This is a genomic window from Bradyrhizobium sp. WSM471, assembly GCF_000244915.1.
GTDB lineage: Bacteria > Pseudomonadota > Alphaproteobacteria > Rhizobiales > Xanthobacteraceae > Bradyrhizobium.
Genome location: NZ_CM001442.1, coordinates 1827952 through 1854293 on the forward strand (window position 1 = coordinate 1827952; position 26342 = coordinate 1854293).

A 26342-nucleotide genomic window follows, 5' to 3' on the forward strand; every position below is an offset into this window, starting at 1 on the left:
CTCCGGTCGATCTCGGAGCGAGGAGTGCGGCTGGATCCTTTTGTATTGACCATTGCGCAATAATGAACTGCAGTTCCTAAGCTGTAAACGTTCAAGGCTTCGCGCAGTGCGCTCGAACAGACTCGCACCAGCTGTGGTCTCTCAGGAGGTTGCCCATCTGGTCTGAACTGAGGAAGCTGAGGTTGCGAAGCTTCAGTGTTCCAGGGAGAGACCAGATGAACGTCAACAAGAATGCGCCTATGACGCCCAAGGTCGAGAGGCGATGGTGCAAAGCGTCGTCGATGGCGGGCTGAGCAAGGCCGACGCGGCCTACCAGTTCAATACGACGCCGAAGCCGATCGCGAAGTGGGTGAAGCGGTTCCGCGGGGAAGGCCTGGACCGTTTGCGCGACCGCTCGTCGCGACCTCATTCATCGTCCAGCCAAATCCCGCCGGCCACTTGCACCGCCGTCGAGACGTTGCGCCGGCAGCGCCACACCGGCAAGCAAATCGCGGCCGAGGTCGAGGTATCACCGGCCACGGTCCAGTCACCCGTCAGCTTGGCGTCCGGTGACGGCCTGTGAGGCGCTGTCGAGCCTTCGGCCGCGGCCTCGGGCAGCCATTCGGCTCGCTAATCATCTGGCGTCGCCAGCCGGTCGACGTTGTTGCGATCTTCTTCGAGAGCGGGGCGGGCGTCGCAGCGCCGAACGCGCCGTGTCGATTGCGAATGGTGCCGCCTTCGGATTCAAGCTGGCGACCGTGGCGCGGCGTTTAACCCTCAAGAGGACCTGATTCTTGCAGAATTTCCCTAATTCTGAGTCGATTTTCAGCGCGTTTATTCTTGAGCAGCCCTTTACGATTGTATGACATATCGGGGAGGAAAAGCATGACGCAAAGAAGTGGGATCATCGCGCGTGTTCTTGCAGCCGCGTTGTTTGACCTGCTCGCGTTCAATGCAACAGTCTCGGCACAAACCAGGGATACGGTTGTCGCAGCGCTTGCGACGGAAGTCACGACGCTAGATCCCCACAAAATCTATCGGCGGCGCCGATCGGTACTTCATCGGACAGATGTACGAGCAGTTGGTCCGCTTCGATCCGGATTTGAAGATGGTCAACTGGCTGGCCGAATCCTGGTCCATCGAGGGGACGCCAGACAAGCCGATCATCGACGTGCATCTTCGTAACGGGGTGAAGTTCCACAATGGCGATCCATTGACCTCGGCTGACTTCGAATTCTGCTATGAGCGGCTCAGGGATCCAAAGATCTCGCGCTTTTCCTACACGCAGGCGAATGTCGAAGGCTTCGAAATCATTGACGATCATCACTTCAAGCTGCATTTCAAGGCGCCGGACGGCAACTACATCCCCAACGCGCTGCAGCTGTGGGCGATTCCGAAGAAGTATTTCGAGAAGGTGGGTGAGGAAGGCTTTGCCAAGGCACCGGTGGGCACCGGCCCGTGGAAGTTCGTCTCTCGCTCGATTAAGGAAGATCTGGAGCTCGAGGCGTTCGAGGATTACTGGAACAAGGATGCCCGGCCGAAGGTCAAGAACCTGGTCCTGAAGGTCATTCCGGAAGACCTTACGCGCGTTGCGGCGTTCAAGTCCGGCGCCGTTGACTGGATCGACACGGTGCCGCTGTCGGCGGTCGGCGAGTTCAAGAAGATGCCGGGCGTGACGACCTTCTCGCCCGTAGCGAACAACAACCTCTACATCGATATGGCGGCCGACAAGCCGGATTCGCCTTTCAGCAAGCTGAAGGTGCGGCAGGCGGTGGCGCACGCGGTGGATGTCGATGCCATCATCAAAAACGTACTGTTTGGGCAGGGCCAGCGCTATGTTGAGGTCGGCAAGGGCGAGACCGGCTACGATCCGGACCTGAAACCATATCCCTACGAGCTGAAGAAGGCGAAGCAGCTGCTGGCCGAAGCGGGTTATCCGAATGGCTTCGAGACACCGTGCTACAACCTGCTCACGCCGCGCGAGCCGAACGTAAAGGAAATGGGCGAGGCGGTGTTTGCCTATCTCGGCGCGGTCGGCATTCGCTGCAAGGTGCAAGGACTTGAGTATTCGGCCTGGGTCGCTCTGGCCCGCCGCGGCCATGCCCCGCCCGAGATGGACGGCCTCTTGCCGTTTATGTGGGGCCACGGCCTGCCGGGTGATCCGGCTGAGCCATGGACCGGCATGGTGCACAGCTTCGTCCCGGGCAAGGGCTTCGGCGTCTTTTCCCATACCAGCGATCCCAAAGCGGACGCGATGATCGAGGACTTGAAGAATACCATGATCCCGGAGAAGCGGGTGGAATTGATCAAGCAGATCGCCCGCTACAAGCACGACAACGTCCTCGGCGGCGTGACCACCTATCGCCCGATCGTCACGTTCGCCTGGCGGGACAACATCGCGTTCCGGGGCTGGCCATGGCCCGGACAGTGGCGTGCTTTCCAGGAAGTCAGTTTCAAAAAGTAGCTAACGGTCCTGCGACCTGCGCGTACCGGATGCTGTTCGGCGTTCGGTACGCATCTCGTTTCGCTTTGTGGGGTGGATCCTCGGACATGATTGTGAAAAACGTGATGAGTATGACGGCAGCAGATGTCCCTGGCAGGCGCTCGGGTGCCGCCCAGGTGGGGAAGCCTGCGATGCGTCGCGGCTCCGCTTCTCGTGCGGCGGTGTCTGCCAACAGGTTTGTCACTAACCGGAGTGCCGGCCGATGAGAATCGTCTTCGCCAAAGGACTGCTCAATGCGCTGATCAGCATCCTCGGCGCCAGTTTGATCATCTTCATCATGTCGCGGCTGTCCGGCGATCCCCTGTCGCTGCTGCTGCCGATGGACGCGCCGCAATCGGCGGTGCAGGTAATGAGGCACGAGCTTGGTCTCGATCGGCCGATGTGGGATCAATACCTGATCTTCCTGTGGAAGGCGGTCCAGGGCGATTTTGGCCGGTCCTATCGCTGGCAGATGCCGGCGATAGAGCTCGTGTTCGAACGGCTGCCGGCAACAATCTACCTGGCCATGGCGGCGTTTGCCTTCAGCCTTGCGCTCGCGATTCCGCTCGGCGTGCTGTCGGCAGTCCGTCGTGGTTCGTGGATCGACCAAATCGCACGGATCATTGCAATGCTGGGCCAGGCAGTGCCGTCGTTCTGGGTTGGGCTCCTCCTTATCCTGGTGTTCGCGGTCAACCTGCAGTGGCTTCCCGCCTTCGGTGCTGACGGCTTCCAGCACGTGATCCTCCCGGCGATCGCGCTTGGCTGGTATCCGGTCGCAGCGCAGACCCGCGTCATCCGTTCCGGCATGCTCGAGGTGCTCGATAGCGACTACATTCGCATGGGGCGTGCCGTCGGCACGCCGGAGCGTCTACTGATCTGGAAGTATGCCTTCCGCAACGCGCTGCTGCCGCTCGTTACCATCATGGGCGTCTACTTCGCCTATATGCTGAGCGGCTCGTTCGTGGTCGAGACGGTGTTCGCCTGGCCCGGACTTGGACGAACGGTCGTCGAAGCGGTATTTGCGCGCGACTATCCAGTGGTGCAGGCCGGCGTTCTCATTACGTCGATCCTTTTCGTGCTGTCCAATTTTCTTATCGACCTGTCCTACAGCATTATTGATCCAAGAATCCGCCTGTGACTATAATCTTGGCACCGACACCTGTCACCGTGGCGGACGCTCCGCAGCTACCGTTTTTGGTCCGTTTCCGCCTGAAGGGCACGCCATGGATCCCGATTTTGATCTTGTTGCTGATCATTGTCGCAGCCATGGGCGGCGAAAGCATCGCACCGCATGACCCGAACGGACTGGACCTCGGCGCGGCGTTCCGGCCGCCGTTCTGGCAAGCGGGCGGTAGTTACGACTATCTGCTTGGCACCGACAATCTCGGCCGCGACATCTTCTCGCGCATCATTGCTGGCGCGCGGGTATCCGCAATCGTGGTTCTGTATGCGATCGGATTCTCCGGTGCGATCGGCACGATGCTTGGCATCATGGCCGGCTATTTCGGCGGCATCGTCGATATGATCATCGTCCGCATTACCGAGATCATGATGGCCATTCCGACCCTGGCGCTAGCGTTGATTTTCACCGCAACAATGGATCCCGGGCTCTCCACCGTCATCATCGTCATCGTGTTAACCTACTGGAGCTGGTACGCGCGCATTATCCGTAGCGAGATCCTGTCGCTGCGCGAGCGCGATTATGTGGCCTTTGCCAAAGTCGCCGGCTGCGGCCCGGTGACCATCTTCTTACGGCACCTCGTGCCGAACATCTTCAACACGCTCGTGGTGCTGATGACGCTGCAGGTCGGGCAAGTGATCATCTTCGAGGCCTCGCTCTCTTTTCTGGGCGTTGGCATTCAGCCGCCCGACACATCATGGGGACTGATGCTCGCTGACGCGCGGCAGTACATTACTTACGCGTGGTGGGGCATCACCATACCTGGAATCGCCATCATGCTCACCTGTCTCTCATCGAATCTGATCGGCGACTGGTTGCGTGACCTGCTCGACCCGAAACGGAGACAACTGTGACCGCGGCGCCCCTTCTGCAAGTCGAGAACCTGCAAATGCACCTGCATCTACGCCGCGGCGTGGTGAAGGCGGTGGATGGCGTTTCATTTGAAGTGCACGAAGGCGAGACACTAGGCATCGTTGGCGAGTCCGGCTCGGGCAAGACAATGACATGCCTATCGATCCTGCGCCTCCTGCCGATCCACAGTGACGGCAGGCTGGACGGCAGTGTGAAGCTCGACGGCGAAGACCTGCTGCAGCTCAGCGAAGAGGACATGGCCAGCCGGGTGCGCGGACCGAAGGTTGCGATGATCTCACAAGACCCAATGACCTCGCTCAATCCGGTCTACCCCGTTGGCGACCAGGTCTCCGGGCCGTTCCTGTACCACAAACTGGTCAGGACCGTTCGCGAGGCGATGGCTGCCGCCGCGCAAGGCTTGCGTCGCGTGCGCATTCCCTCACCGGAGCGGCGGCTGAAGAACTATCCGCACCAGTTTTCCGGCGGCATGCGCCAGCGTGTCGTAACCGCCATGGCGATCGCCTGCTCGCCACGTCTATTGATCGCCGACGAGCCGACCACTGCGCTCGACGTCACCATTCAGGTCCAGATCATGAACCTGCTGCGCAGTATCCAACAGGACACGAAGGTTGGCATCATCCTGGTCACGCATGATCTTTCGATCGTCGCCGGTCTCTGCCATCGTATCGCGGTGATGTATGCAGGCCGCATCATCGAAACCGGCAAGGTGCGCGACATCTACCGCAATCCGCAGCATCCCTATACCCAAGCCCTGCTGGAGGCGATCCCGCACCTTGGACAGAAGCGCAGGCGTCTTGCCGCCATCCCTGGCCAGCCGCCGAGCCTGACGGATCTGCCTAAGGGATGCCGCTTCGCGCCGCGCTGCCCGAAACGCATGTCGGTATGCGATGATTATCCGCCGGCGACCGACCTCGGCGACCGTCATGTCGTCAATTGCTGGCTCGCAGCGAAGCAGTAACGATCATGGGCCTCGAACTTCGCGACCTCTCCAAGCATTTCACGGTCCGCAGCGATCGCGGCAAGGCGACAGTGCGTGCGGTAGAGCGCGTGAATCTCGATATTCCTGAGGGCCAGACAATCGCGCTGGTCGGAGAATCCGGCTGCGGCAAGACCACCATCGCCAAGCTCGTGCTGAAACTCGAAACGCCGACCTCCGGCGCCGTGACCTTCGACGGCAAGAGTCTCGAGGAGATGTCGCGCAAGGAGATCAAGGATTACCGACGGCAGGTGCAGGCGGTGTTTCAGGATCCTTACGCCTCCCTCAACCCGCGCCTTACGGTGCGTCGGATCATCACTGAGCCGATACTTGCGCACTACAAGCGCGATCGCGCGAGGCTCAACGCGCGCGTCGCCGAGCTCCTGGAGATTGTCGGCCTGCCGCCGAGGGCGGCCGATCTCTATCCGCATGAATTCTCCGGCGGACAGCGCCAGCGCATCGCGATTGCACGAGCGCTTGCGCTCAATCCGCGCATCATCATCCTCGATGAGCCGATCTCCGCCCTCGACGTGTCGATCCGCGCGCAGGTGTTGAATCTGCTGATGGACATCCAGGAAAAGTTCGGCCTGACATACCTCCTGATCGCGCACGACCTGGCGCTGGTCGAGCATCTCTCGACCCGCGTGGCGGTGATCTATCTCGGCAGCGTGGTGGAGACGGGTGAGAGCGAGCAGATCTTCGCGGCGCCAAAGCATCCCTACACGCAGGCGCTGTTGAACGCGGTGCCGCGCCCGGATCCGGACTATGTGCCGAAGGCGGCGGAGGGTTTCGATGATACCGGCAGCGCGCTGGAGCCGCCGAGCGGCTGCAAATTCCGTCTGCGCTGCCCGCACGCAATGGCGGTGTGCAAGACCGACAACCCGCCGCTCATAAAACTGGCCGACGGCCGCGAGGCGGCATGCCATCTGCTCAGCGGTCCGCCGCCGGCTCAAATATGAAGAGAACAGAAAACAATTGAGAAACTGCTCCAATGAGCAGCGCGCTTTCCGTGCTGATGAATCGTTCAGCTCCCTACCGTATTGCGGCCCATTACTGCGGATGTCCGCTCGCAGCGCACGGCGCAACTTCAGCAGGTAGGTCGAGACCCGATCGAACTACCTCGCTTCGCTTCCGCGCGGTCATATGATACGGGTGGGCCTGCTCGTTAGGTTGAGCAAGATCTGCCAGCAGAAGGCGCCTCCGCTGCACCTTCACCATTAAATCGACGAATCCTGCGTCTGCTCTATGTGCGTCATGCATTGAGATACCTTGTTCCGCAAGGTTCGTGCCTGCCCCGTGGCGGCTTTGCGCTCGAGCGCTGCTCTACGCGCCTCATCGACCTTTGCAAGAAAGAGTCCGTTGAAATCCATCGGAAATAACCTTTCGAGCGCGGTATTTAAGCGCCGGCACGCTACTCGGTGCACGGATCGATATGCAAAGTTCTCTACACTCAGGTTCTAGGACAGGCACAACTTGTTTGCGGCAGGTCCGGATTCATTTTGCTGGGCGACCTGCTGCCGAGTAGATATCGACTTCGCGGAGGATGAGAAATGGGCTCGATGGTCTCTCAAGGGGAAGCAGAATGACGATGAAAGGGGTTGTGAATATCGACGACCTGCGCAAGCTAGCGAAGAAGCGGCTCCCCAGGGCCGCTTACGATTTCATCGAGGGCGGTACCGATGACGAGGTCGGGCTGGACACCAACGAACAGGCCTTTCGCCATGCGCGCATCGTGCCGCGGCGCCTGATCGATGTCAGTGTACGCGACCAGTCTGCGATGCTCTTCGGCCGAAGTTATTCTAGTCCGATCGGCATCGCCCCGACCGGCCTGGCAGGCATGTTTCGTCATGGTGCTGACATAATGCTGGCTGAGGCGGCGCGCGAAGCTAACGTGCCGTTCGTCATGTCGGGCGCCAGCACGGGCTCGATCGAGGATCTCGGCAGGTTGGCACCCGACCACGGCTGGTACCAGCTCTACTCGGCCAAGGACCCGTCGATCTCTGAGGACATCATCAAGCGGGCGAGTGACGCCAGGCTCAAGACTCTGGTCTTCACTGTCGATGCGCCGGAAGGCTCCAACCGCGAGCGCAATATTAGGAACGGCTGGGGCTGGCCGCCAAAGCCGACATGGAAGATCAAGTTCGAAGCGCTACGCCATCCGACTTGGATGATGCATTGGCTGCAGCACGGCAGTCCTTATTTTGACAACTGGGTCAAGTACGCCGGACCCACGGCCAGCGCTGAAAAAGTCGCCGATTTCGTGGCCTACCAGTTAAAGTCGCCGATGACCTGGGAGCATGTCGAGCGCTATCGAGACCTGTGGAAGGGTAATTTCGTGCTCAAAGGAATCATGCACCCCGATGATGCAGTCCGCGCGCGCTCGCTTGGCCTGGACGGCATCATCGTTTCCAACCACGGGGCGCGGCAGTTCGACAAGGCGCCGTCCCCCCTGGAGGTGCTGCCCGCGATCTGCGACGCGGTGGGCGACAAAGTGACTGTAATGCTCGACGGTGGTATCCGCCGTGGCGTTGACGCGCTGATCGCCATTTGCATGGGTGCCAAGTTCGTCTTCCAAGGCCGGCCGACTCTTTACGGCGTGACTGCCAGTGGAGTAGCCGGTGCAGCCAAGGCGTTGGCGATCTTCCATCGCGAGATCGACATCAGCATGGCTCAAATCGGAGCCACCAAGATCGCCGATCTCGGCCCGCATTTTCTGATGTGGAAACAAGAGGAGGATTCGCGCCGCAACGGGCGCTGAGGAATCTAGGCGATCGACCTATATTCCGGCCTCAGCGGCCGCTATTCCTAATAATTGGCTCGTCGGCCGAAAACTGGCAGAGAAGAATAGGCGAAGGGCGCGTACTAGTTTGGTGGTGAGCGACGACAGCAAACAATAGTCACGCGTCAGGAGGCCTCGTTGTGAGCCAGACCTTGCCCAGCACCCCGATCCTATCGCTGCAATTCGGCATCGTAAACCCCCCGCTGACTACGAGCTCGAGGATCTGAGCAGCCTGATTTGATGCTGCGCGTTCAAGGCAACCGCGGGAGCGGTCCCCGTCACCCTCCGAAGACGGGAGCTAGATGTTTGATCCCAGAGGACGCCGAAGGAGCAACTCGGACAAGCTATCGCCCGTGGCTCGCATGGACAACGGCTACTATGATTGGTCGCCCATCCCAGCAGGCCTCGCCTCGAATGGCCAGGGGGTAGCGGTCTGCTTCATGCTGCACTTCGAGCATTTCAATTGGTACCCACGTCCGGATGTAGTTGTCCCTCCAAGTTTCGCGGCTGAAGCCACACCGTACCCGCGGATTCCTGACGTCCACAGTACGTCCGCGTATGAATATGGGAATCGTGTCGGCGGGTTTAGAGTACTCGATGTCCTTCGTAGGAATGGTGTCCGACCGACGATTGCAATGGACCTAGATGTGGCCAGGCGGGCAGACCGCTGGTGGACCAATGCTTGGCGGGTGAAGCGGAATTCGTCGGGCATGGCCTCTCCAGTGAAATGTTCATCGATGAGCCATGTTCGAGGAGGTGGAACGCGCGTTCACCAGTCCACTATCAAACGCCCTGCCGAGACTGTCGGCCAGACCGTTCTGGGATGGAAAGGCTCGGAGTGCGGAGAGTCGTCTAGGACAGTGCGATTGCTTGCCGCATATGTGAAGACGGCACAAGCAACGCGCGCCTGATGATAATGAACATCCATCCATGGATATTGGGACAGCCCCTTCGCATCCGGCAATTTGCGCATGTTGTGGGTCACATGCGGGGAGCAAGCGAGGATGTTGCGATGGTGAGGTGTGCGATGTCTACCGAAAGAGCACGAGGTAAGCATCGAATGGACGGTCCCCAAATTTGTCGAATCAATCTCCACAGTTGTCTGGTATGGCGGAACGCGGGGTAGCGGCGCTACGCATCGGTCGCCAGTCTCCTGTTTGCGCCTGCTGACGAAGAGATCGATGGTCTATCTTGGAGATGTAATGTAGGCGTCGACGGCACCCGGACCTGCGGCGTGGCCTGAGGTGTTTGGAGGCCTTGCCAATGGATAACCGCCGGTAGGGTTACATTCTCTCTATTGGGTCGCCTCAGGCTCGCGCGTGTATCTAAGTTCGATATTGCTCCGCGCTGTCGCAATCGCTGGAGCCAGTCGTGGGTGACGGAACGGTTCGCAAATCCTGCGATAATCGCATTTATTTGCAGTTCAACTGCGCTGTCGGGGGAAACTCGAAACCTTTCGCTTGCTTGTGCTGATTAAAATTGACTCCGGAGCTTGATTTGCTCGGTCTCCGAGGGGCCGGCACAAACAGGAGGAAGCGCATGGACTTCAAGGTTTCGCCGAAATCGCTGCGGGAGAGCTGCAGCGCCGAGGAGTGGCAGGCGCGGGTCGATCTAGCGGCTGCGCATCGAATAGCTTTCCTTCAGGGCTTCTCAGAGGGCATTTACAATCATCTGACTTATGTGGTGCCCGGCCGCAGCGACCGCTACTATCAGATTCCATTCGGGATGCATTGGTCCGAAGTAACTGCTTCTTCATTCATGGAAGTAGGCATCGAGGATGGCCAAGTGAAGCGCGGAGAAGGCGTGGTCGAGCGCTCCTGCTATTGCATCCATGCGCCGATCCATAAAGCCGCGCCGAAATCGAAGGCGATCTTTCATACCCATATGCCGTTCGCCAGTGCCCTTACCCGCCTCGAAGATCCGCGCATTAAGCAAATCGGTCAGGGCGAAACCATGATGGCGGGGGTAATCGCATATGATGATTCCTTCCCAGGGCCTGCGAGCGATCCAGCTGAGGGCGTGCGGCTCGCCAAAGTGCTTGGGGAGAAGAAAGTGCTGTTCATGGCCAATCATGGCATCACGACTGTCGGCGAGACAATCGCAGAGGCTTACGACAAGCTTTATTATATCGAGCGTGCCGCACAGGTGCAGCTCTACGCTATGTGGACCCACCAGCCGCTGAAGCATCTCCCGCAACAGGTGATCGACGAAACGACGCGCAGTGTTGGCGTCGTGCGAGCGAGTCCGTCCCCAGCCGAGCGGCACTTCGATGCCCAGAAGCGGATACTCGACCGGAAAGAGCCCGATTACGCGACGTAACCGCGCATTGTTGGGTGGAAAGACAGGCGGCTACCATGCCGAGCAACGCAAAACGTGGTGGGCACTGCGCTTCGTCCACCCACGTTCCGACTGCTGTTGGCTCGCTCACACGATGCGCGGGCCTCTGCGCCTCAATGCTTCCATCCTGCGGTCGGCATAGGCCGGATTGAGTCAGGCGAGTTCCAGCATGTGGCGGTGCGGCGCTTTCAACTCGTTGGACATCACCTCGTTGCCGACGCGCACCGTCACCTGGTCGCCATGTCGGAATTGCGGTACCGGCGAAACCCATGATGACGTCGCCCTCGCTGGTTGCCGATCTTGCGCTTGTTCGATCGCGAAGAGGCCCATAGCATGACAATTCACGCCATGAAACTGTTGCCGCAGATCGTGCAGCGGCCGGATGATCCCAACCTCGCGGTGCGCGCCTTCGGGCCGAAATTGCCGATCCCGATCCGGATGGCGCCTAGTTTCGACAAGAGTAGTATCAGTAAGCGCGGTCGCGACCATGTCGTTGATCTTCTCTCGATCCGCAGGGCGAGCGCCGAGTTGGCACGCGCCTGTCTGATCAACCCGCCGAGGATGACATAGTTGGCAAGCACCAGCGAAACCCTCGGCGAGTTTATTTGCTGAATATTGACCCGCAGCAACTTTATTGGTCTCTCCAAACTGTTCGACACAGCTGCTTCTGATCTTGTTGATGGGCGCCTGCAGGGCTCCGCCACGCCCGATTTTGCCGTTGAGAACGGGCTTCTCGATGTTACGGGCGCGGATGAGCGAATAAACTCTAGTCGACCGGCTACTGGGGAGATAATCGCGTACGTTGTTCGCTACAGTGTCACGAATATGGATCTCGCAAACGCGGCAGTCGAACATCGTTTGTTGCTGCATGCCTGGGACGCGCAGCGACTTGCTCATCATTACCGCTTAACAAGTAGGCAAATCGGCTGCGTTGCTACCAATCTCGAAGAGCTTCGGTTTAGCTAGTCTTATTACTTTGGAGATGAGCATGCCCGCTGAAAGACCAGACATTACCATTGTTCTGTGCCACCCTGACGCTGAATTGTATGCACGGCTTGTTGCGGATCGCTTCCCTCAGGTTCGCACGATCATCGCGCCAAGCCCTGATCAGCTCGCGCGCTGCATAAACGAGGCGGATGCCCTCCTCGCATCTTCGTTACCCGTCGACCTATTTGAACACGCGAAAAAACTGCGTTGGATCCAATGCCCTTTCGCCGGCGTCGATTCGATCATGCCGTTTCGCGAAACGATAGGGGAAATCACCATAACAAATGCGCGCGGCATTCATGGTGATATCATCGCTGATTATGTAATGGCCGGCGTAACCATGCTGCATTGGGATTTCCGTAAACTCCTGCGCGATCAGGCGGAGCGGAGATGGAGCCCGCGCTTTGTCGCGCCATTGGCCGAGAAGACGCTCGGCGTCGTGGGTCTGGGCTCGATCGGGGCGACGATCGGCCGACGCGCGAAGAGTGCGGGAATGACTGTGGTCGGCTCGAAGCGGGATGCCTCAGTGCCTGTCGATGGTGTTGACCGGCTGTTTGCCTCGGGCGCCCTTGACGAAATGTTGCCGCTTTGCGATTTCGTGGTGCTGGCCGTACCGGCGACGGCAACCACCGCGGCTCTCATCGGTGCGGCTGAGATCGCGCGAATGCGCCGCAATGCTTTTTTGATCAACATCGCCCGCGGCCAAGTTGTCGTGGAGGCCGAACTGATCCAGGCGCTGAAGGCGGGCACGATCGCCGGTGCGTTGCTCGACGTGTTCCAGCGGGAACCGCTGCCTCAGGAAAGCCCGTTGTGGGACATGCCGAACGTAATTGCGACACCGCACGTTTCAGGAAGTGCGACAAACTATCCGGAGCGGGTATTTTCCATCTTCGCCGATAACATCGAACGTTTTCTCAGGGGACAGTCCTTGACCAATGTCGTGGATCTGGGACGTGGTTATTGACTGCGGCGCTCCAGGTTCGGGCGGTCGGCCAGCCACAGCGACATGCGGCGCTTAAGCCTTCAGGCGCGATCGTGTTCCGTGGCAAAAGGCAACCTGATGTGACCACGCCGAACGCGATGCTGCATGCCGAACCGCGGCCCGCTTGGCCGCGAAGCCTAGGCGTGGTCGAAAGGCGCCCCTCCAATGCTCACTCAAGAAGAGGCTTACTATGATCAATCGCATGCAATTCTACATCGACGGCGCCTGGGTCAATCCCGCCGTCAAGAAATCCACCGCCGTAGTCAATCCGGCGACGGAAGCGGCGATGTACGAGCTTGCGCTGGGCTCCAAGGCCGACGTGGATGAGGCCGTCGCCGCCGCCAAGCGCGCGTTCGTGACATTCTCCCAGACCAGCCGTGACGAGCGCGTTGCGCTGCTCACCAAGGTCATCGAGATCTACAAGGGCCGTCTCAAGGAGATCGGCGCCGCCGTCTCCGACGAAATGGGTGCGCCGCTGCCAATGGCGGAGAAGCTGCAGGCCGGCGCCGGTCTTGGCCACCTCATGACCACGCTCGACGTGCTCAAGAACTATCATTTCGAGGAACCGGTCGGCACCGCCATGGTGCTGCGCGAGCCGGTCGGCGTGGTCGGCATGATCACGCCCTGGAACTGGCCGCTCAACCAGATCGCCTGCAAGGTCGCGCCCGCACTCGCCGCTGGCTGCACCATGATCCTGAAGCCATCGGAGTTCACCCCGACCTCGGCCTTGATCTTTGCGGAAATCCTCCATGAAGCCGGCGTGCCGAAGGGCGTGTTCAACCTCGTCAACGGGCTCGGCCCCGAGGTCGGCGCCGCCATGAGCGAGCACCCCGATATCGACATGATCTCCTTCACGGGCTCGACCCGAGCCGGCATCGACGTGGCCAAGCGCGCAGCGCCGACCGTGAAGCGCGTCAGCCAGGAGCTCGGCGGCAAGTCGCCGAACGTCATCCTCGAGGGCGCCGACCTGCAGAAGGCGGTGACCGGCGGCGTGATGCACATGTTCAACAACTCCGGCCAGTCCTGCAACGCGCCCTCGCGCATGATCGTGCCGGCCTCGAAGATGAAGGAAGTCGCCGCGATCGCGAAGGCGGTCGCCGACAAGACCAAGGCGGGCGATCCGCGCGCCGAAGGCACCACGATCGGACCCGTGGTCAACCGCGGCCAGTGGGACAAGATCCAGGCTCTGATCAAGAAGGGCATCGACGAGGGCGCAACGCTCGTCGCCGGCGGTCCGGGCCTGCCCGAAGGCGTCAACAAGGGCTTCTACGTCCGTCCGACCATCTTCGCCGACGTCACCAACGAGATGACGATCGCGAAGGAGGAAATCTTTGGACCAGTGCTGACAATCATCGGCGCCAAGGACGAAGCCGACGCCGTCAGGATCGCCAACGACACGCCCTATGGTCTCGCCGGTTACGTCTCGGCCGACACCGTGGAAAGCGCGCGCCGCGTCGGCCGCCAGATCCGCGCCGGCAACGTCAACCTGCAGGGCGTGCCGAACGAGAGCTCCGCGCCGTTTGGTGGCTACAAGCAGTCCGGCAACGGCCGCGAGTGGGGCCGCTACGGTCTGGAAGAGTATCTCGAGGCCAAGGCCGTCGCGGGTCACAACGCGGCGTAAGCCGATCCGCGACTGACAAGATTTTGGCGCCGGGCGGATCACCGCTCCGGCGTCAGGTTTGGAGACTGGACTTCCCTTGACCGGGATCGCGACTTCTCGATCTGACGTGTTATCTTCCCGCGAGCCGGTGGCCACTTCGCTTGAAAACGCTCTAACGCCTAGCGCGCCTTGGGCGTTCACATAGAGCGCATCGATCGACTGGATCGCTGCCATGAACAGACGGTTGCGCGTCGGTCCGCCGAAGCAGAGGTTGGGGCAGCGCGATGCGGCCGATCATGACGCCGTCGGGCGCGAACCGACCACGCCGTCGAGCTCGGGATCACCCATGCCCCAGCCGCACCAGAGATTGCCATCGACGTCGCAACACATGCCGTCCGGCGTGCTCGGGCCGGCATCGATGAACACACGCTTGTTGGAAATCGTCGTGCCAGCCGGCGACACGCCATACGCAAGGATCTTCCGGTTCGGCACGCCACCGGATCCCGCGACGCATAGGATCTTCTCGTCCGGCGAGAAGCAGAGCCCGTCCGGCCCCGGCCCGCCCTCGGTGGCGATCGTGGCCTTGCCGGTCACGGGATCGGGCCGTTGCACGTTTGGATCAATCTCGGATTCGGCCTTGTAGCGTTCGTAATTGCCGAGCGGGCCGAAGGTGGGATCAGCGAACCAAATCGAGCCGTCGGACTTCACGACGGTGTCGTTCGGCGAGTTCAGGCGCTTGTCGTCAACGAGTTCATCAGAAGGAGTGAATACAATCCGATAAAACGGGCTCACGCCAATGGCAAACGTTCGCGCGCGATGTACGTTGATACGGATCGGCTCATGGCGAGCAAAGTCTCCATGGTCGAGCAGATTCGAGCGCACGCGCCAAGGATTGCGAACGTGAGCGAGACAGGAGATCACGCGGTGGCGCGTCCTGAGCGCGAGCAGAACGCGCGGATCCCAGCGCGATGCTCTAATCGGACGCAGAATTTCAGCTGAATCTGTCCATACATTAGAGGAATTCGGCATTGAATGCGCCTAATGCTTCGTCTACGAAATAGTGAAAAGATGGCCCTCTGTGAGGGAGCAGAGCTTCTGGAATAGGGCTCATTGTCAGGTCCGCGATCTTTTCTGTTATCAGTCCTGCTGGAGAGTGACGTTCACTGCCGTTGTTGAACAATATGCCATACCGCTACAATGCCGTCGTTGAACACATCCGCAAGCGGGTCGATGCCGGTACGCTCAAGGTTGGTGACCGTTTGCCATCGATTAGGCAACTCAGCCTCTTGACAGGATTCAGCGCAGTTACAATTCATCACGGTTATGAGCTGCTCGAGAGCCGAGGCTACTGCACGGCTCGCCCGCGATCAGGATATTATTTGACGCGCATTTCGTCGGAGCTAGGCGATTTCTCGCAAGACGGCGAAAACTCGGTCGAACCAATTTCCATCGGGGACTTTCCGCAGGCCCTGCTTTTGTCGTGGCAGAATCGGACCTTGAATGCGTTCGGTGCTCCGCAACCAAGCGACGATCTCTTCGACTGTGCAGAACTTGACAGCGTGATGCGCCGCATTCTCCGCCGCCGGAAGCTGCCCGCCAAAGACGCCGTCATGGGCGATATTGATCTCCGCCTGCAGATAGCCAAGCGCGCCGCGCAGCGCGGCATATTTACGCGATATCAGGACATTATCGTAACGGGATCGGCTACGCAGGGGCTCAATCTCTGCCTGGACGCCCTGACCGATCCCGGTAATGTCATCTTGGTTGAAAGCCCATCATATTTCCCGGCCTTATCGAGTATCAAACACCGGAACCTCCGCGTCGTCGAGATCTACTCCCATCCTAGAACCGGCGTCGATCCAGACCAGTTCGAATATCTAGTTAAGAATAACAACATTAGGGTTGCTTTGCTGATGGCGAACAATCACTTCCCTACTGGCATCACCTATGGTGAGGAAGGTATGAAGCGGATCGTCGCCGCCGCGCACAAGAACACCGTCACCATCATTGAAAATGATATGCTTGGCGATCTTTATTACGGCATCAGCAATCCCAGGTCCTTGAAAAAGTTTGATTCGAGCGAGACTGTGCTGCAGTTCAGCAGCTTTGAGTGCAGCTTGGCCCCAGAATACGGGCTTGGGTGGGTGATAGCGGGCAAACACGCACAGCCCATTCTCGCCGCCTCTTGTTTGGGAGGTTACGCGATCAACGACTTTCGGATTCAGCAGGCGCTTGCCGAATATCTATCGTGCCACAGCCAAGACAGGCACCTGCGCCGGATCCGGGATACGCTCGCCTCGCGGATGGAGCGGGGGCTGCAGCTCCTTGGCGAGAGGTTGCCAGCTGGTTGCTCCATCAGCCGGCCGAACGGCGGGTATATGTGCTGGGTTCATGCTCCACAAGGGTTTAAGTCAGGCAGAGCCGCAAGGGCGCTTCACAAGCAACGCGTAAGCATTCTGCCCGGCCCGGTATTTTCCGCAGCGGCACGATCTTTCGAGAATTTATTCGCGCTGAACTTCTCCTTTCCATGGACGACTACCAATGAGGCCAAGATCGGCAAAATTGCCGACTCAATTGCCGAAATCGCCCATTGACTAGGTCAGCGTTTTCTTGGTTCGAATCATATCAGGGGGCGTCGGCGAGTTTGTAGGACCAGGTATGGACGACGGGATGGCGATTGACGTCGTCAATTCTGGCCATTATGCGCTCTTTGAGTTCATACTTTGATGTTACCCGGATGTGACGCAGGACGGAGCGGGCGGACTTGGAGAAGAAGCCCTCGATGAGGTTGAGCCAGGAGCCGTGTTTGGGCGTGAAGGTAAACTGGAAGCGGCCTGCCGGTCGTGTGTCGAGCCAGGCTCTGGTTTCTCTCTAGATATGCCCGTAATGAGTATCGAGAATGAACTTGATTGCGGTCCGGGCCGGATAAGCGGGATCGAGGAGCGTGAGGAATTCGATGAACTCTCGGCTGCGGTGGCGGTCTTTGACGAGCGCGTGGACCTTCCCGGTGAGCAGGTCAATCCCCGCCAACAGGCTGAGCGTGCCGTGACGTTTGTACTCATGATCGCGCGAAGGTCGCGTGCACGCCCGGCACGCTGTCGTCGCGATGGCCTGGATCCCCGGCTTCTCGTCATAGGAGACGATCGCGACCGGTGTGTCCGATTTCTTCGACCGGCCAGCGGCTTTTTTCAGAACCTGGACCTCGCGATAGACATACAGAACCTCCGCCATCATCTGCTCGAACTCGGCGTCGCGGTTTTCAAGATAGTAGCGCACCTTGTGCGGCTTGATGTCCTCCTGACCGAGAAGCTTGCACACCGTGCCCTGAACCAGACGGGCGAGACATTGATGTCGGGCCTCTGGTCCGTGCTCGCGGGCATGGCGGGCCAACAGCCGCGTCGTCCACAACTCGTGCGGATAGCCATGCTCCCTGGCCTTGTCGCACGCCAGAGACACCAGCCAGGCCTTGGCCGCCGGCGTGATCACCGGCCGCTTGCCCGGTCGCGGGCGCTCGTCGAGCGCCGCCAGCGCGCCATCGGCCCGCCGCCCGCTCGACGCAGCGCTGGACCGTCTGATGACGAGCGCCAAGTCTCTGTCCCACCGCAAAGAACGACGGGGTCTCGCGGTAGGCAAGCAGCATCGCGGCCCGCGACACCCGGCGCGCCGGTTCGGTCCTGGACCGCGAAAGAGCCGTCAACGTTTCGATCTCCTCATCCATCATCGCCAACTCGACCGCTTGCCGCCATCCTGCCATGATGAAACTCCTCGTTCAGTCAATCGCAAACGAGGAATCCACAAACAAACGTCCCGTTCCATCACCGCCAAGTTCATGGAATCGGTCGTCTAGTTATGGGCTACCTACGTTTTGACGGAGCAGCGGCGCTCCGAGGTCAATAGCGTTCGCCTGCACCAACAGTGTGCACGGTCTTCGGACTGCTGATGCGATCGATGGCGCAGCGCGCGCGACTCCGGTGCTTGCGTCTATGGGTAAACGACTATGCGGTGCAGTATTGGCGCCAAGAATTTTATCGTCCGCCAAACAATGAGGACTGACTGGCCTGCATTCCCGATGCTTATGCGGATAGATCGCAGCCTCTAACGCGAGCAGTCACGGATGTAAGAGTGGCAAACCTGGAAATATCTAACGCATTGCCCAAAGTCAGCTCGACCTGCAGCAACGGCAGCCGTCCGTCGCGATTGATGCACTGCTCGGCGCGACCGGCAGAAGCCGAGGTACATCTCTAGTCACAATACTGTCTTAGAGAACGCCAGGAAACATGGCCTCATCACTAGCGCGGCCTAGATGTGGAGCCTCAAGAGGTTGTCCTCGGTTAGACCGAGTCTGCTGATTGGCGTCTGCGAGTTTATACCACCATGTGGTCTGTGCCAGTTGTATTGGTGCAGCCAGATTGGCAGTTCTTGGGCGCGCCGATCTGACGTTGGATAGGCTTTGGCATAAGCCCATTCCCGAAGTGCGGTCTGGATGAAGCGTTCGGCCTTGCCGTTTGTTCTGGGCGTGTAGGGCTTGGTGCGGATATGCTTGATGCCCAAATTCCGACAAGCATCGCGGAATGCGAAGGACTGGTAGCAACTCCCATTGTCGGTCATGACGCGCGTGACGTTGACGCCGAGGGTTTTGTAATAAGTAACCCTACGCGGTAGGCCGCAGCGCGCTGATCTTTCCAGTTAACCGTTAGAGCTCGTCGGACTCCTCGGTTTTCGGCTTCATCGTCGCAGCGAGCACTTGGCGGCGTTTTTCGATGATGCTAGGGTCCTCTTTGTGGATTGCGATCAGCTCTTTGAGGTTCTCGATCCCCTCATCGGTGAACGCCATCACCCCATCTTCATCGACGCCCACGACCCATAGCTGGCCATCCTCGGGGTCCATTTCTTCGGCGACCTCGAACAGCCATTCCTCGTCTTCTCCAAGCATCTCGGCGACATGGCCGAGGGTAAACACGTGGCTGACTTTGTTGACGGGCCCCATCAAGCCGCCTGCGCCGCGAGGCCTTGCTGTTGCGCAATCTTCCAGTTCCAGGGCAGCAGCTCATCGAGCCTGTGGGCGGGGTGGATGGCGATGCGAGCGAGTACATCGGCAAGCCAGACCTGAGGATCGACGTCGTTCATCTTCGCAGAGACGATGAGGCTATACATGGCGGCGGCACGACGCCCTCCGCGGTCGGACCCGCAGAATAACCAAGACTTTCTGCCCAATGCGATGCCGCGCAGCGCTCTTTCGGCGGCGTTGTTCGAGAGACAGACGCGGCCATCGTCGAGGAAGCGTGTGAAGGAGCCCCAGCGCTTGAACATGTAGTTCATGGCCTTGGCCAGATCGTGACCGCGGGAGAGCTTGGCGCACTGCTCACGCATATAGGCTTCCAGATCGGCAACCAACGGAGCGCTCTGCGCCTGGCGGACAGCCTCTCGGTGGTCGGCGCCTTGGCCATTGATCGTGCGCTCGATTGCGAAGAGGGCGTCGATGCGACGCACGATCTCGATCGCAATCGGCGAGAGGGCGATCTCCTTCTTGCCAGCAGCCTTACGTCGCGCGTTTTCCTCAAGATCCGCCATGGCGAAGAACGGGCGCCGGGCATGCACCCAACAGGCCGCCTCCCTGATAGGCCCAGGACTTCGCGGGGGCTCGTAGAGTTTGGTGTATCCGCCGAAGGCGTCGGCCTGCAGGATACCGCTATAGTTGGCCAGATGCGCCTGCGGATGCTCGCCCCTTCGATCGCGCGAGTAATAGAACATTGCCGCCGGCGGATCTGAGCCGCCGAAGGGGCGGTCGTCCTTTACATAGACCCAGCATCGAGCGACATCGCACTTGCCCAAGGCCAGCACGGGCACGGTGGTGTCGTCGCCGTGGAGGCGTTCGGATGCCATGACGTGGGCTTCCAACAGACGCAACAGCGGCTCCAATACCGTGCAGCACGCTCCGACGGCGTCGGCTGCGGTCGACAGACTGATCGGCACGCCTTCCAACGCGTAACGCTCGGTTTGCCGGTTCAGAGGCTGATGCTGGCCGAACTTCTCATAGAGCAGCAGGCCCCGCCCACCCTCGCGGGATCACATGGAATGGCGCCGGTGCCTGGCTGATCTTCTCGCAGTCGCGGCAAGAGAACTTCTCGCGCACCGTCTCGATTACCTTCCACTGACGCGGCACCGATTCCAGCGTTCGGGTCACATCTTCGCCGAGCTTGCGCAAGCGATTGCCGCCGCAGCATTCGCACGCCGTCGGCGGATCGATCACCACCCGCTCGCGCGGAAGGTGGTCTGGGAACGTGTTGCGCTCAGCGCGCTTGCGCGTAAATCCGTCAACCGTAGTCGTTTTGGCGACTGCCTGCTCCGCCGCCAATTCGTCTTCCGTCGCGTTAGCTTCCAATTCTTCGAAGGTAAGCGCCAGCTGGTCGATCAACCGCGCCGAGCGCTCCGATTTCTGGCCGTAAACCTGGCGCTCGAGCTTCGCTATCCGCAAGGTCTGCTGCACAATCAGCGCGGCGTCCTCCGACGCCTTTGCCCGCGCTACCGCCAGCTCCGCTTTCAGCGCGGCGTTTTCTTCGGCAAGAGCGGCGCGATCAGCATCCATGAGACGAAGTGAATCATAGTTTTAGTGATTTGCGGCACCCCAAAATACGCGGGTTTCCACATTTTTCTTCGCTCATCCCGCCCTTGTCGGCCGCCACGTCAGTTGTGGATTGCGCCAATCGATCCCTTCGAGCATGTACGCCATCTGCGCCGCCGAGATCGACACCGCGTCACCTGACGCCGAAGGCCAGATGAACTTTCCGCGATCCAAGCGTTTCGCATAGAGCGACAGCCCGATCCCGTCATGCCAGAGGATCTTTGCCAAATCGCCACGCCGGCCTCGGAAGATATAGAGATCTCCGGCGTGGGGATCCCGCTTCAGGCTCTCCTGAACCTGCAAAGCCAGACCCTGCATGCCGCGACGCATGTCGGTGTGGCCGGTTGCGATCCAGACTCTGACGCCACCCGGTATCGGGATCATCGCCGGCTCAGAACATCAAGGACCCGCCCCAACGCGTCAGCATCGACGTTCTCGTCAACGCTGACACGCTTGCCGCCACCGAGTTCGATCTCGATCAGGCCCCGGCGCCTCCGGGGCGAAATCACCGCTGGGGCTTCAATCGATGGAACGCTTTCGGTCGCACCCGGGGTGAGCTGAACAGGGACAAGCTTCGGTCCCGCCGAAACGACACTCGCCAGGCGCGCCCGCCGCCGCCACGTGAACACCAAACTCGTCGAAATGCCGTGCCGCCGCGCGATCTCCGTCACAACCGCGCCGGGCGCCAGCGTCTCTTCGATGATCCGCATCTTATCGTCGCGAGACCAGCGACGACGACGCTCAACCCCGCCCAGGACCTCTACCCGCATCTACCGACCTTAAGGCTAGCCTTAAAGCTAGATCCTCGTCGGATACCTGCAACTCAACAAGGCGGCCCACCCCGGAGGAATACTGTAATAAGCCACAGCCGCCTTGAGGAAAGAAACAGCACTCTCCGCCGTCTCATCGGGCTTGATCTCCGAGAAGGCGACGCGGGAATGGTCGTCAATGCAGACATGGACGAAGTCCCAACCGGCGCCACGGCTTTTGTTCGGGCCACTCGGATCGCCGGTGATGCGGTGGCCGACACGCTGGAAACGCCCGAGTTTTTTGATGTCGATGTGGATGATTTCGCCCGGGTTGTCGCGCTCGTATCGGCGTTCCGGCTCGGCCGGCTCCAGGTCCCGTATCCGGTTCAAGCCCAAGCGGCGCAGGACGCGGCTGACGGTGGCCGCCGACACCTCGACCTCGGCTGCGATCTGCTTGCCGGTGTGGCGCTGCCGGCGCAAGGCCTCGATGGCTGCACACGTGGCTGGCGGGGTTTGGCTCGGCGATGAATGGGGTCGCGACGAGCGGTCGCGCAAACCATCCACACCTTCCTCGCGGAACCGCTGGACCCACTTGGCAACGGTCTTCGGTGTCGTGTTGAACTGGTAGGCAGCGTCGGCCTTGCTCAGCCCACCCTCCACCACGCTTCGGACCATCGCCTCTCGACCTTTGGGCGTCAAAGGCGCATTCTTGTGGACGTTCATCTGGTCTCTCCTTGGAACACTGAAGCTTCGCAACCTCAGCTTCCTCGGTTCAGACCAGATGGACAACCTCCTGAGAGACCACACCTAGAACGGGACTACTGCCTCTACCAACTTCCCCTTTCGGATCTACGCGAAGACAATCCAGCCGCACGAACGCAAAATGCCAGCCAGGCTTTTCAACTGAACAAGGAGCGCGAGAGGCCAATTTTCCGTGTCGTCGCAGAAACCGGCGCGACGCTTGCGTACGCTCCGCCAAACCATCGCTCAGCAGCAGAACGGTTTCAATCAGACGAGTACGAAATGAAGATGGTTGTGCTGATCAAAATTAAGATCAGCTGTATCTAGGAACACGATGAGCTTTGATGCCAAATGACTTGAGCAGTCGGAAACGGAACGGATGGACGATTTCATAATCATCGGCAGTGGCATCGCTGGCCATCACGCCGCTTCCGAGCTCTGCCGAAAGGCACCTGGCCACAATGTCCAAGTCGTTGGTGCAGAGTTGGGCCGGCCTTATGACAGGCCCCCGCTTTCCAAGGAATATCTACTGACAGCTGAACCTGTCCACCCGGAGCTTCGTCCGTCCGAGATTTATGGCTCGAACGTGGCGCTGCGAGACGGCCTAAGCGCAACGAGCATTGATCGGCAGAACCGGACAGTCACTCTCGCGGATGGATCACAGGTTCACTATGATAAGTTGCTGCTTGCAACGGGCTCCCGTCTGCGACAACTTCACCTTCCGCATGTCGACCCTAGGCGTATTTTCTACCTGCGCACACTTGAGGATGCTCAGCGGCTCAGAAGAGCTCTGTGTGAGAGTCCACGTGTTGCCATTATAGGAGGCGGCTTCATCGGACTAGAAGTAGCTGCGGCGGCACGCGTGCGCGGATGTACAGTGACAGTTCTAGAACGCGCGCCGCTGCTTCTTTCGCGTGCAGCAACGCCGAAGCTTTCAGAGTTTGCGCGCGCCTTGCATATCAAACGGGGCGTCAAGGTCTTGGTTGACCTCGAGGCGGGCGAGATTTTCGAAGAGAGCGGTGAGATAATTTTGAGGTGGCCCGGAGGGGAGCTCCGTTCCGACATCCTGGTGGTAGGTATCGGCGTTGTTCCGAATTCGGAGCTTGGTTCGCAGTGCGGGCTCGCCACGGCCGATGGAATTCTCGTTGATCAACAATGCCGGACCTCCGACGGTGCAATATTTGCAGCCGGGGAAGTGACGAATTATCCGATTGGCCGGCATGGTTTGCGGGCACGCACAGAATCGTGGAGCTCGGCATGCGCTCAGGGAGTCGTTGCGGCAAAAAACATGATGGGGCAAGATCGCTGCTTTAACGAGTTGCCATGGTTCTGGTCCGATCAGTATGACATCAATATCCAATGTATAGGATTACCAACCAAGGCATCGCGCTTCCTTCAGATCGGCGACTTGGCTTCCAACAGCTGGCTCCAGGTCGGAATTGACGACGCTGGCCACGTGATTGGGGCCGAGGGCGTCAACAGGGGGCGCGACATTTCGGCACTGCGACGAGCTAGTCGAAGCGGGCAATCGATTCCGGCAGCACTTGTCGAGCAGTTGATTCGGATAGAGCCGGTCAATCGATGAGTCGCATGCGGGCAGCCGCACCATGGTTTGACGACTTACGTGCATGACGCAAATACAACGAGGTTCTCGTTCGCCCGTGTCCTCTACGTCACGGAATGCACGCGTTCGGCACTGACAACATAATGTTCCCACCCATGTCTTCGCTATGCTGAGAGGATTCGCGCGATAACGCTTGCGCAGCTGCACATGGTCCGCAGAGGAGCGATCAGGCGCACAATAGCGGCCGTTCTGATCCGGGAAAGAGGGCGGGGTTACGCGAGTTCCAAGTGGGGCGCGAGTGGCCGACGCCGCAGTCCTGCGGTGCGCAAGGAATGATTGCGAATCCTGGTCATGATCATCTGAGCTTTTTTCAGGCGCCGGTTAGCTGGCCCAAGAGCTTACCGCTGAATTAGGACAAGGCCGTTGACATATCGCTCGCTAACGGCCGCCCTGCTCAGGGCTATGCCGGCTCGCTCCATCCTTGCGATGAAGGGCTGCGTGGCTGTCCAAGTCTGCAAACATCAAGCAGGATGTGGCGCGGTTACACATCGTGTGCTGACCAACTTTGGAACGAACTGTCTATTCTAGTTTGCCGAAGGCGAGTGATAGAGTTTCACATGCAGTGCGCTGTAAGCTGAGGAGAATGCAATGAACAACGTGGTCGATCAAAAGAATCGAAAAAAAATGACCATTGTGGACACCGATGTGCATCACGGTTACAGGAGTAAGTCGGACCTCTTCCCGTATTTGAGTAAGTTCAATGCGGAGCGGTTTGCGGAATACGGGATCGAGACGGGGTTTAGTTTCGGCTTCAACGGCGGCGTCCGCGGGCGTCGTGCGGAATTGGTGGACGAAAACAACCCGCCTCCGAAGGAAAACTTTTTCACCTCTGCCTTCGACGTCGAGGACACTAGGGTACGACTACTAGATGGTAGCGGCATCGACTTGGCCATCCTTACTGGTGGGATAGGTCAGGCCGCCAGTGCAATGTTTGATGTGGACTACGCAAGCGCTCTGTGCCGGGCGTTTAACGACTTCTCGCTGGAGCATTGGATAGCCAAGGATGAGAGGTTTCGTCTTGCTCTTCACATCAATTCGCAGGATCCGAATGGAGCCGCCGCCGAGATCGATCGGCTCGGCTCACACCCAGCGGTTTGCTCGGTGATGGTGGGCTGTGGCGCACCGAGACCCTTCGGGCATCGTTTCTACCATCCGATCTATGAAGCCTGCGTCCGAAATGGGTTAGCTGTCGCGATGCACTTCGGCGCGGAGGGTACGGGCGTAAATCCGCCTATCTCAGCTGCGGGCTTCCCAAGTCACTACATCGAGATGCGTCAGATTCGGTCCTCTTGGTATTCCGTCAACGTAGCGAGTTTTGTGTTTGAGGGAGTTTTCGAAAAGTTCCCAAGCCTGAAAATCGGCATGCTCGAAGCAGGGTTCTCGTGGTTGGCTCCACTAATGTGGAAAATGGATTTTGACTGGAAGGGGCTTCGCAGGCAGACGCCCTGGGTCAAGAAGCTGCCCAGCCAGTACATCAAGGAGCACATCCGCTTTGCTACGCAACCGATGGAAGAGCCAGAGCATCCCAGCCAGCTCAAGCAAATCATCGACTGGATCGGTGGATCGCAAGTACTGATGTTTGCATCTGATTACCCGCACTGGGACTGGGATGATCCAGCAAGAACGCTTGTCGACTATCCCGAGGACTTTCGGCGCCGCATCTTCTCGGAGAATGCAATTGACACCTTCCGTCTGAGTCTGCCGCCCATCTCAAAAGCCGCATAGGAGACGCGTGTCAGTGTCCAAGAAGTATCAGGTCTGCTACGCGGACGAAATTCCTACAGGCGGTCGGCTGATCGTCGACATTGCTGGGCGCAGCGTCGGGATATTCAACGTCAACGATGAATACTTTGCGATACGCAACAGCTGTCCGCACAAAGGCGCGCCGCTTTGCCGGGGATTGCTGGACGGAATGGTCACGGGGGACGCTCCCGGTCATGCGCGATTCGAGCGATTAGGCGAGATCATTCGCTGCCCATGGCATGGCTGGGAGTTCGATATCAAGACGGGTCAATCTGTGTTCAACCCTCACAAAGTGTGGGTGCGTACATATGCTGTCAGTGTCGATGCAGAGGAATCAGTTCAGACCAACGCTAGTTGCGAGGGGCCGGATCCATCGATTGAAACCTACCCAGTAACCCTCGAGGCAATCAATACCGGCGAACGGCGGCTTCTCTGTATTCATCTCTGAAAACGCGTTCCAGAATGAACAAAAATCAAGGAAGAATGCAGACACCGTTGAAGGTCGTCGGCGCCGTCACCTGTCTCATCACAAGGTGCTGATGCCGCTCGGACTTTCGGCCCAATCAGCTGACAATTGTCTCCTTTGGAGGAACTGTCAGGCGAACCCTGACCGGGAATTTCGTCCGGAGGCGAAAGGAATCAGATCGATCTCATCAAGGACGACTATAGCGACGAGATTACCCTAATC

At 59.3% G+C, this 26342-nt stretch carries 19 protein-coding genes and 4 pseudogenes; 14 read left to right on the forward strand and 9 right to left on the reverse strand.

Translation table 11 applies throughout. From position 1 onward, the window contains the following. Positions 1-262: 262 nt before the first annotated feature. From BRA471DRAFT_RS08050 to BRA471DRAFT_RS08085, 8 genes are all read left to right on the forward strand, one after another. Positions 263-562, forward strand: coding sequence for a helix-turn-helix domain-containing protein (locus tag BRA471DRAFT_RS08050; RefSeq protein WP_035973684.1), 300 nt, complete (start codon positions 263-265; stop codon positions 560-562). Between the two features lie 486 nt (positions 563-1048). Continuing rightward, positions 1049-2443 (forward strand): ABC transporter substrate-binding protein, encoded by a 1395-nt coding sequence (locus tag BRA471DRAFT_RS08055; RefSeq protein WP_231171054.1) that lies wholly within the window; start codon positions 1049-1051, stop codon positions 2441-2443. Between the two features lie 241 nt (positions 2444-2684). Further along, the gene (locus BRA471DRAFT_RS08060; RefSeq protein WP_007606092.1) at positions 2685-3599 is read left to right on the forward strand and encodes an ABC transporter permease; all 915 of its coding nucleotides are present in this window, start codon (positions 2685-2687) and stop codon (positions 3597-3599) included. 8 nt (positions 3600-3607) lie between these two features. After that, positions 3608-4495: an ABC transporter permease gene (locus BRA471DRAFT_RS08065; protein ID WP_035973686.1), complete on the forward strand. Its 888-nt coding sequence runs from the start codon at positions 3608-3610 to the stop codon at positions 4493-4495. Then, positions 4492-5472, forward strand: a complete 981-nt coding sequence (locus BRA471DRAFT_RS08070; RefSeq protein ID WP_007606097.1) for an ABC transporter ATP-binding protein — start codon at positions 4492-4494, stop codon at positions 5470-5472. Before BRA471DRAFT_RS08065 ends, BRA471DRAFT_RS08070 begins: the two co-directional genes overlap by 4 nt. A gap of 5 nt (positions 5473-5477) precedes the next feature. Further along, on the forward strand, positions 5478-6449 hold the full coding sequence (locus tag BRA471DRAFT_RS08075) for an ABC transporter ATP-binding protein (protein ID WP_007606099.1): 972 nt from the start codon (positions 5478-5480) through the stop codon (positions 6447-6449). 623 nt (positions 6450-7072) lie between these two features. Further along, on the forward strand, positions 7073-8248 hold the full coding sequence (locus BRA471DRAFT_RS08080; protein ID WP_007606105.1) for an alpha-hydroxy acid oxidase: 1176 nt from the start codon (positions 7073-7075) through the stop codon (positions 8246-8248). Between the two features lie 1560 nt (positions 8249-9808). Beyond that, positions 9809-10588 carry a class II aldolase/adducin family protein gene (locus BRA471DRAFT_RS08085; protein ID WP_007606107.1) on the forward strand — a complete coding sequence of 260 codons (780 nt, stop codon included), beginning with the start codon at positions 9809-9811 and terminating at the stop codon, positions 10586-10588. 171 nt (positions 10589-10759) lie between these two features. Here the strand turns inward: BRA471DRAFT_RS08085 and BRA471DRAFT_RS38095 are convergent, their stop codons facing one another. After that, a complete protein-coding gene (locus BRA471DRAFT_RS38095; protein WP_157234014.1) occupies positions 10760-11506 on the reverse strand; it encodes a hypothetical protein in 747 nt (248 codons plus the stop codon). 88 nt (positions 11507-11594) lie between these two features. Between BRA471DRAFT_RS38095 and BRA471DRAFT_RS08095 the strand changes: the two genes are divergently transcribed. Together BRA471DRAFT_RS08095 and BRA471DRAFT_RS08100 are read left to right on the forward strand one after the other, a co-directional pair. After that, positions 11595-12557: a D-2-hydroxyacid dehydrogenase gene (locus BRA471DRAFT_RS08095; RefSeq protein WP_007606108.1), complete on the forward strand. Its 963-nt coding sequence runs from the start codon at positions 11595-11597 to the stop codon at positions 12555-12557. 208 nt (positions 12558-12765) lie between these two features. Next, positions 12766-14196, forward strand: coding sequence for an aldehyde dehydrogenase family protein (locus BRA471DRAFT_RS08100; protein WP_007606109.1), 1431 nt, complete (start codon positions 12766-12768; stop codon positions 14194-14196). Positions 14197-14352: 156 nt separating this feature from the next. Here BRA471DRAFT_RS08100 and BRA471DRAFT_RS39535 read toward each other — a convergent pair. Next, positions 14353-14919, reverse strand: a pseudogene (locus BRA471DRAFT_RS39535) (SMP-30/gluconolactonase/LRE family protein); the annotation flags it as partial. 425 nt (positions 14920-15344) lie between these two features. Between BRA471DRAFT_RS39535 and BRA471DRAFT_RS08110 the strand changes: the two are divergent. Beyond that, on the forward strand, positions 15345-16769 hold the full coding sequence (locus BRA471DRAFT_RS08110) for a PLP-dependent aminotransferase family protein (protein ID WP_245266045.1): 1425 nt from the start codon (positions 15345-15347) through the stop codon (positions 16767-16769). A 277-nt stretch (positions 16770-17046) separates the two neighbouring features. On the opposite strand, the gene BRA471DRAFT_RS37390 is transcribed toward BRA471DRAFT_RS08110, so the two are convergent. The 7 genes and pseudogenes from BRA471DRAFT_RS37390 to BRA471DRAFT_RS08140 all read right to left on the reverse strand — a co-directional run. Further along, a complete protein-coding gene (locus BRA471DRAFT_RS37390; protein WP_050992568.1) occupies positions 17047-17763 on the reverse strand; it encodes an IS630 family transposase in 717 nt (238 codons plus the stop codon). A 711-nt stretch (positions 17764-18474) separates the two neighbouring features. Then, positions 18475-18819: pseudogene (locus tag BRA471DRAFT_RS36520) on the reverse strand (integrase core domain-containing protein); the annotation flags it as partial. Positions 18820-18868: 49 nt separating this feature from the next. Beyond that, positions 18869-19162, reverse strand: coding sequence for a hypothetical protein (locus tag BRA471DRAFT_RS08120; protein ID WP_007605829.1), 294 nt, complete (start codon positions 19160-19162; stop codon positions 18869-18871). Beyond that, a pseudogene (locus tag BRA471DRAFT_RS08125) lies at positions 19162-20761 on the reverse strand (IS66 family transposase). The gene BRA471DRAFT_RS08120 and the pseudogene BRA471DRAFT_RS08125 overlap by 1 nt, the downstream one beginning before the upstream one ends. Before the next feature lie 72 nt (positions 20762-20833). Then, positions 20834-21181 (reverse strand): IS66 family insertion sequence element accessory protein TnpB, encoded by a 348-nt coding sequence (gene tnpB, locus BRA471DRAFT_RS08130; protein WP_007591027.1) that lies wholly within the window; start codon positions 21179-21181, stop codon positions 20834-20836. Continuing rightward, complete coding sequence (locus BRA471DRAFT_RS08135) at positions 21178-21567, reverse strand: transposase (RefSeq protein ID WP_007591026.1); 390 nt, start codon at positions 21565-21567, stop codon at positions 21178-21180. Before BRA471DRAFT_RS08135 ends, tnpB begins: the two co-directional genes overlap by 4 nt. An 84-nt stretch (positions 21568-21651) precedes the next feature. Beyond that, positions 21652-22269, reverse strand: a pseudogene (locus BRA471DRAFT_RS08140) (helix-turn-helix domain-containing protein); the annotation flags it as partial. Positions 22270-22666: 397 nt separating this feature from the next. Between BRA471DRAFT_RS08140 and BRA471DRAFT_RS08145 the strand changes: the two are divergent. From BRA471DRAFT_RS08145 to BRA471DRAFT_RS36525, 3 genes are all read left to right on the forward strand, one after another. Further along, on the forward strand, positions 22667-23872 hold the full coding sequence (locus tag BRA471DRAFT_RS08145) for an NAD(P)/FAD-dependent oxidoreductase (protein ID WP_007606114.1): 1206 nt from the start codon (positions 22667-22669) through the stop codon (positions 23870-23872). Positions 23873-24499: 627 nt separating this feature from the next. After that, the gene (locus BRA471DRAFT_RS08150) at positions 24500-25636 is read left to right on the forward strand and encodes an amidohydrolase family protein (protein WP_007606116.1); all 1137 of its coding nucleotides are present in this window, start codon (positions 24500-24502) and stop codon (positions 25634-25636) included. Positions 25637-25649: 13 nt separating this feature from the next. Next, positions 25650-26102 (forward strand): Rieske (2Fe-2S) protein, encoded by a 453-nt coding sequence (locus tag BRA471DRAFT_RS36525; RefSeq protein ID WP_007606127.1) that lies wholly within the window; start codon positions 25650-25652, stop codon positions 26100-26102. Positions 26103-26342 lie beyond the last annotated feature (240 nt).